The 13,360-nt window shown below is 40.9% G+C and carries 15 protein-coding genes; 14 read left to right on the forward strand and 1 reads right to left on the reverse strand.

Features of this window, described 5'->3' with window-relative positions:
- Positions 1-2: 2 nt before the first annotated feature.
- The gene (locus tag FCR2A7T_RS01895) at positions 3-821 is read left to right on the forward strand and encodes a hypothetical protein (protein WP_023569577.1); all 819 of its coding nucleotides are present in this window, start codon (positions 3-5) and stop codon (positions 819-821) included.
- A 32-nt stretch (positions 822-853) separates the two neighbouring features.
- On the opposite strand, the gene FCR2A7T_RS01900 is transcribed toward FCR2A7T_RS01895, so the two are convergent.
- Complete coding sequence (locus tag FCR2A7T_RS01900) at positions 854-1,720, reverse strand: helix-turn-helix domain-containing protein (RefSeq protein ID WP_023569578.1); 867 nt, start codon at positions 1,718-1,720, stop codon at positions 854-856.
- Between the two features lie 231 nt (positions 1,721-1,951).
- Between FCR2A7T_RS01900 and hemA the strand changes: the two genes are divergently transcribed.
- The 13 genes from hemA (at position 1,952) to FCR2A7T_RS01965 (ending at position 13,330) form a co-directional block, all read left to right on the forward strand.
- On the forward strand, positions 1,952-3,211 hold the full coding sequence (gene hemA, locus FCR2A7T_RS01905; RefSeq protein WP_023569579.1) for a glutamyl-tRNA reductase: 1,260 nt from the start codon (positions 1,952-1,954) through the stop codon (positions 3,209-3,211).
- Positions 3,204-4,127: a hydroxymethylbilane synthase gene (hemC, locus tag FCR2A7T_RS01910; RefSeq protein ID WP_035116835.1), complete on the forward strand. Its 924-nt coding sequence runs from the start codon at positions 3,204-3,206 to the stop codon at positions 4,125-4,127. The genes hemA and hemC overlap by 8 nt, the downstream gene beginning before the upstream one ends.
- Positions 4,127-4,795 carry a uroporphyrinogen-III synthase gene (locus tag FCR2A7T_RS01915; protein WP_035116837.1) on the forward strand — a complete coding sequence of 223 codons (669 nt, stop codon included), beginning with the start codon at positions 4,127-4,129 and terminating at the stop codon, positions 4,793-4,795. The genes hemC and FCR2A7T_RS01915 overlap by 1 nt, the downstream gene beginning before the upstream one ends.
- 47 nt (positions 4,796-4,842) lie before the next feature.
- Positions 4,843-5,868, forward strand: a complete 1,026-nt coding sequence (gene hemE, locus FCR2A7T_RS01920) for a uroporphyrinogen decarboxylase (protein ID WP_023569582.1) — start codon at positions 4,843-4,845, stop codon at positions 5,866-5,868.
- 27 nt (positions 5,869-5,895) lie between these two features.
- Positions 5,896-6,798 carry an oxygen-dependent coproporphyrinogen oxidase gene (hemF, locus tag FCR2A7T_RS01925; protein WP_023569583.1) on the forward strand — a complete coding sequence of 301 codons (903 nt, stop codon included), beginning with the start codon at positions 5,896-5,898 and terminating at the stop codon, positions 6,796-6,798.
- A gap of 33 nt (positions 6,799-6,831) precedes the next feature.
- Entirely contained in the window at positions 6,832-7,827 is a 996-nt protein-coding gene (hemB, locus tag FCR2A7T_RS01930) for a porphobilinogen synthase (protein WP_023569584.1), read from the forward strand.
- 1 nt (position 7,828) lies between these two features.
- A complete protein-coding gene (locus FCR2A7T_RS01935; protein WP_023569585.1) occupies positions 7,829-8,215 on the forward strand; it encodes a c-type cytochrome in 387 nt (128 codons plus the stop codon).
- Positions 8,216-8,335: 120 nt separating this feature from the next.
- On the forward strand, positions 8,336-8,821 hold the full coding sequence (locus tag FCR2A7T_RS01940; protein ID WP_035116839.1) for a hypothetical protein: 486 nt from the start codon (positions 8,336-8,338) through the stop codon (positions 8,819-8,821).
- Positions 8,811-9,011, forward strand: a complete 201-nt coding sequence (locus FCR2A7T_RS01945; protein ID WP_023569586.1) for a helix-turn-helix transcriptional regulator — start codon at positions 8,811-8,813, stop codon at positions 9,009-9,011. The genes FCR2A7T_RS01940 and FCR2A7T_RS01945 overlap by 11 nt, the downstream gene beginning before the upstream one ends.
- 17 nt (positions 9,012-9,028) lie before the next feature.
- A complete protein-coding gene (locus FCR2A7T_RS01950; RefSeq protein ID WP_023569587.1) occupies positions 9,029-9,499 on the forward strand; it encodes a methylated-DNA--[protein]-cysteine S-methyltransferase in 471 nt (156 codons plus the stop codon).
- Between the two features lie 243 nt (positions 9,500-9,742).
- Entirely contained in the window at positions 9,743-10,900 is a 1,158-nt protein-coding gene (locus FCR2A7T_RS01955; RefSeq protein ID WP_035116841.1) for a serine hydrolase domain-containing protein, read from the forward strand.
- 61 nt (positions 10,901-10,961) lie between these two features.
- The gene (locus FCR2A7T_RS01960) at positions 10,962-11,675 is read left to right on the forward strand and encodes a 3'-5' exonuclease (RefSeq protein ID WP_023569589.1); all 714 of its coding nucleotides are present in this window, start codon (positions 10,962-10,964) and stop codon (positions 11,673-11,675) included.
- Between the two features lie 215 nt (positions 11,676-11,890).
- A complete protein-coding gene (locus FCR2A7T_RS01965; RefSeq protein ID WP_023569590.1) occupies positions 11,891-13,330 on the forward strand; it encodes a nucleoside recognition domain-containing protein in 1,440 nt (479 codons plus the stop codon).
- The last annotated feature ends 30 nt before the right edge of the window (positions 13,331-13,360 follow it).

The following is a 13,360-nucleotide window of genomic DNA, read 5'->3' on the forward strand; positions in this document are numbered from 1 at the left end:
TCATGAAAAAACATATATATCTTCTAGCTTCCCTTTTTCCTGTTTTATCCTACGGACAGGTAGGGATTAACACAACAACCCCGGTACAGGGAGTTCATGTGGGCGGCCCCACTTCAACAGTAAAAGTTGAAGGATTAAGCTACCCGGCAAATCCGAATAATCTGGGTCCCGGAAACACCACCCGTGTTTTCGTAGATGCAAACGGAGACCTAATGCTGGGTAATGTACAAAGTAATATCGCCATTCTTTTCGACTCGGAAAATTACTTGGATGACAACAGTAACCCCAGCGTAAATCAAATTACACAACACGGTTATGGCGATGGTTTTACCTATGCCGGTGTACCCAGAGATATTCCGAACTCAACGTTTACACTAACACAACCTGCCATTATTGAAATCAACTATTCCGTTTCCTGGAACATTGAAAAAAACGGCTCAAACAGGGTTGGAGACGGAAATGCAAGAGCCATACAAACTCTTTTATACTTCAGACAAAACAATTACTTAGGTCCCGTTGTAACGCATGACTTAGACGGCAACCTAATTGGCGGAGCTTTTGAAGTAAGCTCTGGTTCTTCTGTTATAGGCGGCGGCTTAGGACTCTCGGGACAATATTACAACAACAAACATTCCTTAAAAGGAGAATATGAAAATTTCCACAACAACGGAACCGATTATGTAAAACTGCCTGCAGGCACCTACTGCCCAATGTTTTCAGCACAATTAGCCGTTTCCGACGCCAGTAGTGCCGGTGCCATGAAAATGTACATCGGAACTGCAAAAGACGAGGTACAAATAATTGCTCATTATTACAATTAAATAAAAAACCACCCTTAAGGGTGGTTTTTTATTTATAAGCTTTTCTCAAGTAAATATTTTTTAGGCGTCGTACCGTATTTCTTTTTAAAAGCCGCAATAAAATGACTGGCCGTGCTGTATCCGATCTTTAAACCCGCTTCATTAACGTTATACGAACCGGAATCCAATAATCGGCGTGCATATTCCATTTTATAATCAAACAGAAAACCATACACCGTATCACCATATATCTGTTTGAACCCCATTTTTAATTTCTTTAGGTTCAAACCAACTTGGTCTGCCAACTCCTGCAAGCCCGGCGGCTCCGCCATATTACTGATTACAATTTCTTTGGCTTTTTTTAATTTCAGCACATTTTCTTCATCAATCAAAAACGGACATTGTTCGGCATTCGGGTCTTCATTTCGATTGAAAAACAAACTCAACAATTCATACCCCTTTCCTTTATAATACATGTTTTTAATGGAAGGATTCAGCGAATAATGAAACATCTGATTCAAAACAATCGCCATTGACGGACTGATATTCTCTTCCCCATAATATTTCTTATCCCGGTTTTGATCGCTCAGAAACGGAATGTGTTCCGCCTGTTCCGAAAACAATCCATGAAATTTCTTAATGGAAACCAAAACGGAAATTACCCAGGATTTGGGTGCAATTTCCATCTGCAAAGGCAGTTCCTTTTGCGGATTGTACAACAAAAGCGACTTTTCTTCTTTCAATTCCAACGCATAATTGCCCTGATTGAAAATAAATTTAGCACTGCCCTTCAAACCAAAATGAAATTGTATAAGTCCCATGCTTACAGGGCGTTCAAAACGCACCACTTCCTCAGAATCGTTCTGAAACCGTATTAATATGAAATCTTCTTCGATTTTTATCTCTTCCATAGAACCCATAGCGGTATTTTTTCGTAAGTATTTCTGAAAGCTATTTATTATTTTATTTAGAATCATTCAAAATAAAATCATTCAAAAAGCTTGATTTGTATACAAATTTAAAGAAATAACGCTTAAGAAACATTTAAAGGACAAAAAAATCTCTTAGCGACACAAAAAGTCCTTCCAGCGTTATTTTAATAAATCGGTTAATAATACATTTGTTTAACTTTTAGTAAAAAGTGAAAAAGCATGGAAAATAATATACCGTCAAAGCCTGCTTCATTTTATGTTGTTGGATTGAGTTATAAGAAAGCAGACGCCGAGATCAGAGGGAAATTTAGTTTAGACAACGAAGCTAAAGATAACTTATTACTGCAAGCTAAAAAAGAAGGAATCGAAAGTTTAATCGTTACTTCCACTTGTAACAGAACTGAAATTTACGGATTTGCACAACACCCTTTTCAATTGATCAAACTGATGTGTGAAAACAGTCAGGGTACCGTTGAAGAATTTCAAAAAGTAGCTTACGTATACAAAAATATCGAAGCCATTGGTCACATGTTCCGCGTAGGAACCGGTTTGGACAGTCAGATTTTAGGTGATTTTGAAATCATCAGTCAGATAAAAACCAGTTTTGTCGCCAGCAAAAACCACGGCTTAACTAATAATTACCTGGAGCGTTTGTGCAACGCGGTCATTCAGGCAAGCAAGCGCATCAAAAACGAAACGGAAATTTCTTCAGGCGCTACATCGGTTTCCTTTGCCGCCGTGCGTTATATTTTCAACAATGTAGAAGACATTTCCAATAAAAATATTTTGTTGTTTGGTACCGGTAAAATCGGAAGAAACACCTGTGAAAACTTGGTAAAACACTCCAAACACGAACAAATCACCCTGATTAACAGAACCAAAGACAAAGCCGAAAAACTGGCCCGTAAACTGGATCTGATTGTAAAAGATTATGCAGATTTGCAACTGGAAATTCAAAAAGCCGATGTATTGGTCGTAGCCACGGGCGCTCAAAACCCTACCATCGACAAAGCCATCCTGAATCTGAAAAAACCGTTACTGATTCTGGATCTTTCAGTTCCGAAAAACGTTAACGAAAATGTTCAGGAATTAGACAATGTTACGTTAATCCACATGGATCATTTGTCGCAGATGACGGATGAAACACTTGAAAACCGCAAAAAACACATTCCGGCAGCCGAAGCCATCATCGAGGAAATCAAAAACGAATTCATCGACTGGACCAAAGCCCGAAAATTTGCACCGACGATTCATGCACTAAAAGAAAAGCTGAACACCATCAAGGACAAAGAGCTGACTTTTCAACGCAAAAAAATCAGCAATTTTGATGAGGAACAAGCCGAAATCATAAGCAACCGCATCATACAAAAAATTACCAACCATTTTGCTAATCATTTGAAAGACGACAACACCCTAGTCGATGAAAGCATCGAGTGGATTGAAAAAATCTTTCAGATAGAAACTGTGAAAAATGACTAAAACCATACGCATTGGAACCCGCGACAGCGAATTGGCCTTATGGCAAGCACACACGGTACAGCATCAATTGCAGCAATTAGGGTATTCCACCGAAATAGTAGCCGTAAAATCAACCGGCGACATCATTCTCGACAAACCTTTATATGAATTAGGAATCACCGGAATTTTCACCAAAACGTTAGACGTTGCGATGATTTCAGGACAGGTTGACATCGCAGTACATTCGATGAAAGATGTACCGACCGCCTTACCGAAAGGCATCGTTCAGGCTGCTGTTTTGGAACGCGCCAATACCGTTGACATTTTAGTTCACAAAGGCAATCTTGATTTTCTTACCGGAAACGGAACCATCGCTACCGGAAGTTTACGCCGCCAGGCACAATGGCTCAACAAATATCCGAATCATACTGTGGTCGATTTGCGCGGAAACGTAAACACCCGCATGCAGAAATTACAGGAAAGCAATTGGGACGGTGCTGTTTTTGCAGCCGCCGGTTTGGAACGCATCAACCTGAAACCCGAAATGTTTATCGATTTGGACTGGATGATTCCTGCACCCGCTCAAGGCGCCATGATGGTGGTTGCGATGGAAAACGACGAATTTTCGCTGGACGCATTGGCACAGTTGAATCATATCGAAACCGAAATTTGCACCTATATTGAACGCCAGTTTTTACGAACACTGGAAGGTGGTTGTACAGCTCCAATCGGTGCTTTGGCGAAATACAACGAAATTGAAGATACGCTGCATTTTCAGGGTGTTTTATTTTCTTTGGACGGCAGTCAGAAATTCGAAATCAACAAAACGGTTGATATTTCAGAATGGAAAAAACTGGGCTACAATGCCGCTCAGGAAATCTTAACCAATGGCGGTTCCGTACTGATGGCCGACATCAAACTGAAACTGAAAAAATAATGGGTAATTCGGCTCGTATACTGTCTACCAAAAAACTGTTACCCAACCAGAAGCAATTTCTGCTGAACGCGGGATTTTCAGTTGTTGAAGCGGATTTTATCACCACAAAATCCTCCGATTTCGAGTTAAAAAACGTGAACGACATCTTGATTTTTACGAGTCAGAACGGCGTTCAGAGTATTTTACAGCATCCTAAATGCGAGGAACTGAAATCGAAAAAAGTATTTTGTGTCGGACTAAAAACGAAAGCCTTACTCGAAGAAAACGGTTTTAAAGTGGAAGCCTACACCGGTTATGCTGCCGATTTGGCTGAAATAATCACTTTAGTATATCCGAATGAAAATTATACGTTTTTCAGCGGCAATTTGCGTCGGGACACTTTGCCGGAAGCCTTAACCGAAGCCGGAATCGCTTTTAATGAAATCGAAGTCTATCAAACCCTTTTAACTCCGGAGAAAATCGACTCTAAAGTTGATGGCATCTTATTTTACAGTCCGTCCGGCGTGGAAAGTTATCTGAAAAAAAATAAAATTTCGAAAGAAATTGCCTTTTGCATCGGGGAAACCACAGCAGAAGCCGCAAATCAATTCGGAATCAAAAATATCATAATCGCCAATCAACCCACCGTTGAGAACACGATTATCCAATGCATCAACGAATTTAAATAAAACTTTGCAAAACAAGACTTTGTCTCTTTGCCACTATAAAAAAAACTATGATTAAGAACGACCTATTTCTAAGAGCTTTAAAAGGAGAATCCGTAGAACGTCCACCCGTTTGGATGATGCGTCAGGCGGGAAGATATTTACCGGAATTTCGTGCCTTACGTGATAAATATGATTTTTTCACCCGTTGTGAAACGCCGGAACTGGCCGCTGAAATCACCGTGCAGCCGATTCGTATCGTAAAACCCGATGCAGCCATCTTATTCTCCGATATTTTAGTAGTGCCTCGTGCTATGGGCATTCACGTGGAATTGAAAGACAATTTAGGTCCGATTATTCCGGATCCGATTCGTACAATGGAACAGGTCAATCAGGTTTTCATTCCGAATATCGAAGAAACGTTAGGTTATGTAATGGACGCCGTTAAACTGACCAAAGAAATGCTGAACGACGAAGTGCCGTTAATCGGATTTGCCGGTTCGCCGTGGACGATTTTCTGTTATGCTGTGGAAGGAAAAGGGTCGAAAAGTTTTGATACCGCAAAAGGATTCTGTTTTTCCAATCCGGTAGCGGCACATACATTATTGCAGAAAATTACCGACACAACCATCTTATATTTGAAAGAGAAAGTAAAAGCAGGTTGTAACGCGATTCAGATTTTTGATTCTTGGGGCGGTATGCTGTCCCCGGCGGATTATCAGGAATTCTCGTGGAAATACATCAATCAAATAGTTGAAGCTTTAGCCGAAGAAACCGAAGTTATCGTATTCGGAAAAGGCTGTTGGTTTGCCCTAAACGACATGGCAAAATCTAAAGCATCTGCTTTGGGTGTGGATTGGACGTGTTCACCAAGAAATGCCCGTTATTTAACCGGCGGAAACATCACCTTACAAGGAAATTTCGATCCGTCACGATTACTTTCGCCGATTCCTACCATCAAAAAAATGGTACACGAAATGATTGACGAATTCGGCAAAGACAAATACATCGTGAATTTAGGGCACGGAATTTTACCAAATATTCCTGTGGATCACGCCAAAGCGTTTGTGGAAGCGGTGAAGGAGTATAATCAGTAGGCAGTAGCAGTATTCAGTCAGCAGAAAATGAAAGAACAATTCTATCAATACATACAAACGCTTCAGGACCAAATCTGTAAAGGTTTGGAAGACGTGGATGGCCTGGCAAAATTCCGTCAGGATTTATGGGAGCGACCGGAAGGCGGCGGCGGAAGAACGCGCGTAATTGAAAACGGAAACGTTTTTGAAAAAGGCGGTGTAAATATTTCAGCTGTTCACGGTGCGTTACCCAAAGCAATGCAAACCTATTTTGGTGTTGGCGAAGTCGACTTTTTCGCTTGCGGACTAAGTTTAGTAATCCACCCGAAAAATCCGATGGTGCCAACGGTTCACGCGAACTGGCGTTATTTTGAAATGTACGACAAGGAAGGTAACGTGATTAACAGTTGGTTCGGTGGCGGACAGGATTTAACGCCGTATTATCTGTTTGAAGAAGACGCCAAACATTTTCACCAAACCTGCAAAACTGCATGCGACAAGCACAACCCAGAGTTCTATCCGAAGTTTAAGAAACAATGCGACGAATATTTCTGGAACGCGCATCGTGACGAAGCGAGAGGCATCGGAGGTTTGTTTTTCGACCATTGTAAAGCCACGGAAACCATGTCGATGGAAAACTGGTACGCTTTCGTAACGGAAGTCGGCAACAGCTTCCTTCAAGCGTATGTTCCAATCGTGGAAAAAAGAAAAACGTTATCGTATACCGAAGAAAACCGTACGTGGCAGGAAATCCGTCGCGGGCGTTATGTGGAATTCAATTTAGTGCACGATAAAGGCACTTTATTCGGCTTAAAAACCAACGGAAGAATTGAATCGATACTGATGAGTTTACCGCCACATGTGCAATGGGTTTACGACCATCATCCTGAAGCAGGAAGTGAAGAAGAGAAATTAATCAACGTATTAGCAAAACCAATTGAGTGGCTTTAATTGTCCATTACCAATTATAAATTATCAATTATCATGTTTCCATTACACAGAGGCAGAAGATTACGCGTAAACGAAAGTATTCGTTCGTTAGTACGTGAAACCAGTTTAAGTCCGGCGGATTTTATGTTCCCGATGTTTATTGCTGAAGGCGAAAACGTAAAAGTGGAAATTCCTTCCATGCCGGGTATCTTTCGTCGTTCGATTGATTTAACTGTGGAAGAAGTCAAAGAATTGTTCGCTTTAGGCATTCGCGCCGTTAACATTTATGTGAAAGTCAACGACAACCTAAAAGACAATACCGGAAAAGAAGCCTGGAACCCGAACGGACTGATGCAACAAGCGATAAAAGCAATCAAAAAAGCTTGTCCTGAAATGATTGTCATGCCGGATGTAGCCTTAGACCCTTATTCAATTTACGGACACGACGGTATCATTGAAAACGGCGATATTGCTAACGATGCCACCAACGATGCTTTAGTAAAAATGGCCGTTTCCCATGCCCAAGCCGGTGCTGATTTTGTAGCCCCGAGCGACATGATGGACGGACGCGTATTGCGTTTGCGCGAAGGTTTAGATGCTGCAGGTTTTCAGAATGTGGGAATTATGAGCTATTCGGCAAAATATGCTTCGGCGTTTTACGGACCGTTCCGCGATGCGTTGGACAGCGCGCCGAAAGAAGCCGATATCGAAGTACCGAAAGACAAAAAAACCTACCAAATGGATTACGCCAACCGCATCGAAGCCGTTAAAGAAGCGTTAATGGACGTAGAAGAAGGTGCCGACATGGTCATGGTAAAACCGGGAATTGCCTATTTGGATATTGTTCGTGAAGTGAAAAATGCCGTGAATGTTCCGGTAACGGTTTTCCATGTTTCGGGAGAATATGCGATGATTAAAGCGGCCGCGGAAAGAGGCTGGCTCGACAACGATAAAATCATGATGGAGCAGTTAATGTGCATCAAACGTGCGGGTGCGAGTTTGATTTCAACGTATTTCGCTAAAGAGGCCGCTATTTTACTGAACAAATAATATGAAAAAAAACATATTGCTTTTATTATTACTGATTGCGTTTGTTTCCTGCAAAAAAGAAACATCAGAAGCATCCGGAAACAGCAATCCCGAGATAGCACAAACCGTAAAACCGAATGATTTGGGCGAGAAAATTTTCAACGGTAAAGGGATGTGTTATTCGTGCCACAAAACGGATCAGAAAGTGATTGGTCCGAGTTTAAAGGAAATTGCTAAAATCTACAAGGAAAAAGGCGCCAGCATTACCGATTTCCTAACCGAAAAAAGCAAACCGATTGTCGATCCGTCGCAATACAGCGTAATGAAAACCAATTTCGCGATTACCAAAAATCTTCCCGAAGAAGAACTGAAAGCGCTTGAAACCTACATTTTGAGCTTTTCGAAATAAACTACAACTACAATCTGTCCTCTTTCGAGGACATTTTTATTGGATAAAATGTAAAGTTTGTTTGTCTTTTTGGAAAATATATTTTACATTTGAAATGAACTTTAAAACATATTCATTAATATGAAACTAACTTATTTATTTCCGCATCGATTGAAACTTTTGAGTGGTATTGTGTTTTGTATTACATCCATCATACTTCTGACAGCCTTACTTGATGATTTGTTTTTATTTGAAAAATTTGAGCTAAAAACAACCGTATTTGCACTCAACGAAACAGGCATCATGGGACAGAAAAAAACATTTTCATTTATTGAAAACAATATTATTGACGAAATAACAATGACCCTTTTTATACTATCCGGACTGGTTTTTGCTTTCAGTAAAGAAAAGGTAGAAGATGAAATGACCGAAAAAGTAAGATTAGACAGTCTAGTGTGGGCTACCTATTTCAATTACATCGCATTTTTATTTTGTACGTGGTTCTTTTACGGAGTACTTTATCTGAACATTTTGATGTTTGCCGTATTCACCCATTTGTTGTTTTTTGTTATCCGATTTAACTGGAAAATGCACCAAATCCGAAAAACCAACTGCGATGAAGAATAACGTAAAAGTACAGCGCGCCATTGCCAACCTCACCCAAGCGGATCTGGCCGAAAAAATCGGGGTGAGCCGACAAACCATCAATGCGATTGAAGCCGGAAAATATGTGCCTTCGACCGTCTTGGCGTTAAAAATTTCAAAACTGTTCGAAAAACCGGTAAACGATATATTTGAATTGGAAGACACCGACTAATTTGCTATCTTTATCAGATGCAAACCGTCTTCATCAATACTCCGTTGGGCACCGCCAAAATTAAGGGCGATGAGCTGGGTGTTTCCGTCATTTCCATTCTTCAGGAAGGCGAAATATCGAAAGTGATTCCCGTGGAATTAAAAGACGCGGTAAAACAACTTCAGGAATATTTTGAGGGTAAACGCACCACCTTTAATTTTCCAATTAATCCAAAAGGCACCGATTTTCAGCAGAAAGTTTGGAAAGCCCTTTTGGAAATTCCCTACGGAAAAACCACTTCCTATATGGATTTGTCTAAAAAATTAGGCGATGTAAAAGCGATTCGGGCCGTCGCTTCAGCCAATGGAAAAAACCCGTTGTGGATTGTGGTGCCGTGTCATCGCGTGATTGGCTCCGACGGTTCGTTAACCGGATATGCCGGTGGTTTATGGCGCAAAAAATGGTTGTTGGAACACGAGAATCCGCTGAAACAGCAAAGTCTTTTTTAATTGCCAATTATTAATTACGAATTGCGACACTCGAATTCTAATAATCAAATCTTACAATCTTTCAATTAAAAAAAGGTTTCCAAAAACATTATGGCTTCCTATTTAGCCCTGATAGGAGCAACTACCTTGTAGTGCGGATAGCAGGAATAAGGATTCCAAAAATGCCCAAACCCTTCGCTCCAAAAAAATCAAAAACATAAGCCGATTTTGTTTAAATTCGTAACATACGGAAAACCCAAAACCATGAAATTTCTGAAAAGCTTCTTCAAGTGGTTTGCCATCACCTTGGCAGCCATCATTATTCTGATGTATATTTTTGATGTGGATTATTTGCTGCGTGCCGTTCGCACAATTTATTTCCGAGGGTACACCACTGCCTTTTTGGACGATTACACCCATTTCCCAAATCGGGAAATCAAGAAAGGCGTTGCGCAACCTTGGGCGATTGCCAAGGATTACAATTCCGTTCCGGCAACCGAGGAATTAAACAAAACCCATAAAGAGCTGCAAACCGTAGCCTACCTCATCATTAAGAATGACAGTATCTGGCACGAAAGCTATTTTGACGGGTATGGAAAAGATTCGAAATCGAATTCGTTTTCGATGGCTAAAAGTGTGGTTTCAGCGGCCTTAGGAAAAGCGATTATGGAAGGAAAAATCAAAAGTTTAGACCAAAAAGTTACCGATTTTTTCCCGGAACTGAAAGGACAATTCGCCAAAGAAGTTACTGTGGGTGATTTATCCTCAATGGCATCGGGATTGAGTTGGGACGAGAAATATTACAGTCCGTTTTCAATTGTTACCCGAGCGTATTTTGACGATGATTTGAAAAAAGTAATTCTCGGACTGGACGTAAAAGAAAAACCGGGACAATCGTTTAAATATTTGAGTGGTGCTACGCAATTACTGGCCATGTGTATTGAAAAAGCCACCGGAGAATATGTTTCCGATTATGTTTCGAAAAACTTCTGGCAACCCATGGGTGCAGAAAACGAGGCGCTTTGGCAATTGGATCACGAGGGCGACGGCATTGAAAAAGCCTATTGCTGCATTGCGAGCAATGCACGCGATTTTGCACGCTTCGGAAAACTGTACCGCGATTACGGCAAATGGAACGGAAAACAGCTATTGGACAGTACGTTTGTCGCCAAATCGATTGCGCCGAGATTTCCCGACAGTCCGCAATACGGCTACGGGTTCTGGTTGCACAACATCAACGGAAAGCAATTGTTTTACATGCGTGGGCATTTGGGACAATTCGTGATTGTGATTCCGAAAGACAATGTGATTATAGTACGCTTAGGACATCTGAAAGGCTTGCAAACCGAAACCGACCCGCACAGCAACGATTTGTACGTTTATGTAAATGAAGCGTATAAAATGTTGGAAAAACGAAAATAATTCTTTTATTTGTAATACTTTTCACATATAAGCCAAATAACCATAATACAAACCATTCAAAATGATTGAAAAAATTAACCTGGAACACATTCTCTTTTTAGACATCGAAACGGTTCCCGAAGAAGAAAATTTTAACGTTTTAGACGAAACCAAACAAGCACTTTTCGACCAGAAAACGAAATACCAACGCAAAGACGATTTTACACCGGAAGAATTCTACGAACGCGCCGGCATTTGGGCCGAATTCGGAAAAATCATCTGTATTTCCGTCGGTTATTTTACCTTTAAGGGCGATATCCGACATTTTCGGGTGACTTCCTTTTTTGGTGACGAAGTGAAAATCCTCAAAGACTTTTCCAATTTACTGAACAACCATTTCAGTCAGCCCCAACATATTTTGTGCGGCCACAACGCCAAGGAATTCGACTTCCCGTTTATTGCGCGCCGTATGATTATTCATCAGTTGGCGATTCCGATGAAGCTGAATCTGTTCGGCAAAAAACCCTGGGAAGTTCCGCATCTCGACACTATGGAATTGTGGAAATTCGGCGATTACAAAACCTTTACCTCGCTGAAATTGTTAACCAACGTACTTGGGATTCCGTCTCCAAAAGACGATATCGACGGCAGCGAAGTCGCGCATACGTTTTATGTGGAAAAAGACATCGACCGCATCATTACCTATTGCGAAAAAGACGTGATTGCGGTAGCGCAGGTGTTGTTGCGCCTGCGAAGAGAAGATTTGCTGATTGAGGAAGAAATTATTCATATTTAGAAGCTTGATCCCGCCATCCGCTTTATCTTTTTTGCTGTCACGTTTGGTGGAATCCTGTTGAAGCAAAAAAGGATGCCGCTGCTATCGGGGCTAGACATTTGACCGTAAAAAGACGTACTGCGTTCTTCATTACCTGAGAAAAAGGGCGTACAAACGAAGTAAAAAACCTTTGCGAACTTTGCGGTTAAATAGTACATTTACAAAAAAACAGTTTTATGGTATTGAGCAGATTTTGGTTGGTAATTTTTATTTCTTCGATTGCCTTTATTGTCATCGGATTGTTTTCCGGCAACAGCTATTCCATCGATAATGTCCTGAACGGCAAAAAAGACGAACCGATTCTAATCTCCGAAAAATACCTGAACCAGGTTCCGGCGTTCATAAAAGACAGCATCGAAAAAGCACCGGAGAATACCATCGTAATCAACAAAATCGAATCCAATCCGGATACAACGTATGTGTATAAAAACAAAACCGTAAAAGTTTTTAGTGGCGTACAAAAATCGGACGGTTTACTGCCTACCTGTAAAAACACCTTGCTTGATCTGATTCTTCCGCTGATTGCCTATTTGGCTTTTTTCTGCGGATTGATGGAACTTTTGATTATCTCAGGCGCTTCCGGAAAATTGGCTAAAGTATTGAGTCCGGTATTTGTAAAAGTGTTTCCGAGTATTCCGAAAAACCACCCTTCGATTTCTTATATGACCTTAAATTTTGCCGCTAACTTTTTAGGATTAGATTCGGCCGCAACGCCATTCGGATTAAAAGCCATGGAAAGTTTACAGGAAATCAATCCCGAAAAAGAAAAAGCCAGTGATGCGCAAATTATGTTCATGTGTTTGCATGCTTCGGGACTTACCTTAATTGCCACTTCCATCATTGGGTATCGCGCCGCTGCGGGTGCTACCAACCCTGCCGATGTTATGTTACCTTGCATCATCACCTCTTTTATCGGTACAATTGCGGCTTTTCTGATTGTTGGGGTGAAACAAAAAATCAATTTCAAGAGCGCTTCTCTGGTGGCCGTTCTGATGGCATTAATCGCCGGAATCATCGGTTTGCTGATGTATGTCAACCATTTGGATTTAATCGGCAAAAATTATTTCACTTCTAATCTTTCGGCATTAATATTGGTGGGCATTATTGCTTTTACGTTGATTTTTTCCTTCTTTAAAGAAAAGAAATTCACCGAGGCAAACACCACTGTTTTCGAAGCCTTTGTAACAGGAGCCAACAACGGAATCAAAACCGGAGTTACTATTTTCCCTTATGTTTTGGGAATGTTAGTGGCCATTTCTTTGTTCCGAAACAGCGGATTGTTTGAAATTATCAGCAATTGGATTGCCTTTATTTTTTCCAATATGGGGGTAAGCAAAGAAATTACCGATGCCTTACCGGTGGCCTTGCTTCGTCCTTTCAGTTCTGCCGGATCACGTGGCTTTTTGATTGATTCGATGAATACGTTCGGCGCCGATTCCTTAACCGGAAGATTGAGCAGTATTTTCCAATGCAGTGCCGAAAGTACGTTTTATGTGATTGCCGTTTACTTTGGTTCGGTAAACATTAAAAACACACGTTACGCTTTAGGAACAATGCTTTTAGTGGATGTGATTTGTGTAATTACAGCGATTTTCGTGGCGAGTTGGTTTTTTTAACCGCTTTCTGCAAGGTTTCCAAAACCTTGT

The organism is Flavobacterium cauense R2A-7 (genome assembly GCF_000498475.1).
Classification (GTDB): domain Bacteria; phylum Bacteroidota; class Bacteroidia; order Flavobacteriales; family Flavobacteriaceae; genus Flavobacterium; species Flavobacterium cauense.

Excerpts from the sequence above, each read along its gene's own strand:
- FCR2A7T_RS01960 (WP_023569589.1), top strand. The coding sequence starts at position 10,962 with ATGATTGAAAAAATTAACCTGGAACACATTCTCTTTTTAGACATCGAA.
- FCR2A7T_RS01895 (WP_023569577.1), top strand. The coding sequence starts at position 3 with ATGAAAAAACATATATATCTTCTAGCTTCCCTTTTTCCTGTTTTATCC.
- hemA (WP_023569579.1), top strand. The coding sequence starts at position 1,952 with ATGGAAAATAATATACCGTCAAAGCCTGCTTCATTTTATGTTGTTGGA.
- FCR2A7T_RS01915 (WP_035116837.1), top strand. The coding sequence starts at position 4,127 with ATGGGTAATTCGGCTCGTATACTGTCTACCAAAAAACTGTTACCCAAC.
- hemF (WP_023569583.1), top strand. The coding sequence starts at position 5,896 with ATGAAAGAACAATTCTATCAATACATACAAACGCTTCAGGACCAAATC.
- hemC (WP_035116835.1), top strand. The coding sequence starts at position 3,204 with ATGACTAAAACCATACGCATTGGAACCCGCGACAGCGAATTGGCCTTA.
- FCR2A7T_RS01950 (WP_023569587.1), top strand. The coding sequence starts at position 9,029 with ATGCAAACCGTCTTCATCAATACTCCGTTGGGCACCGCCAAAATTAAG.
- hemE (WP_023569582.1), top strand. The coding sequence starts at position 4,843 with ATGATTAAGAACGACCTATTTCTAAGAGCTTTAAAAGGAGAATCCGTA.
- hemB (WP_023569584.1), top strand. The coding sequence starts at position 6,832 with ATGTTTCCATTACACAGAGGCAGAAGATTACGCGTAAACGAAAGTATT.
- FCR2A7T_RS01955 (WP_035116841.1), top strand. The coding sequence starts at position 9,743 with ATGAAATTTCTGAAAAGCTTCTTCAAGTGGTTTGCCATCACCTTGGCA.
- FCR2A7T_RS01900 (WP_023569578.1), bottom strand. The coding sequence starts at position 1,720 with ATGGGTTCTATGGAAGAGATAAAAATCGAAGAAGATTTCATATTAATA.
- FCR2A7T_RS01945 (WP_023569586.1), top strand. The coding sequence starts at position 8,811 with ATGAAGAATAACGTAAAAGTACAGCGCGCCATTGCCAACCTCACCCAA.
- FCR2A7T_RS01935 (WP_023569585.1), top strand. The coding sequence starts at position 7,829 with ATGAAAAAAAACATATTGCTTTTATTATTACTGATTGCGTTTGTTTCC.
- FCR2A7T_RS01965 (WP_023569590.1), top strand. The coding sequence starts at position 11,891 with ATGGTATTGAGCAGATTTTGGTTGGTAATTTTTATTTCTTCGATTGCC.
- FCR2A7T_RS01940 (WP_035116839.1), top strand. The coding sequence starts at position 8,336 with ATGAAACTAACTTATTTATTTCCGCATCGATTGAAACTTTTGAGTGGT.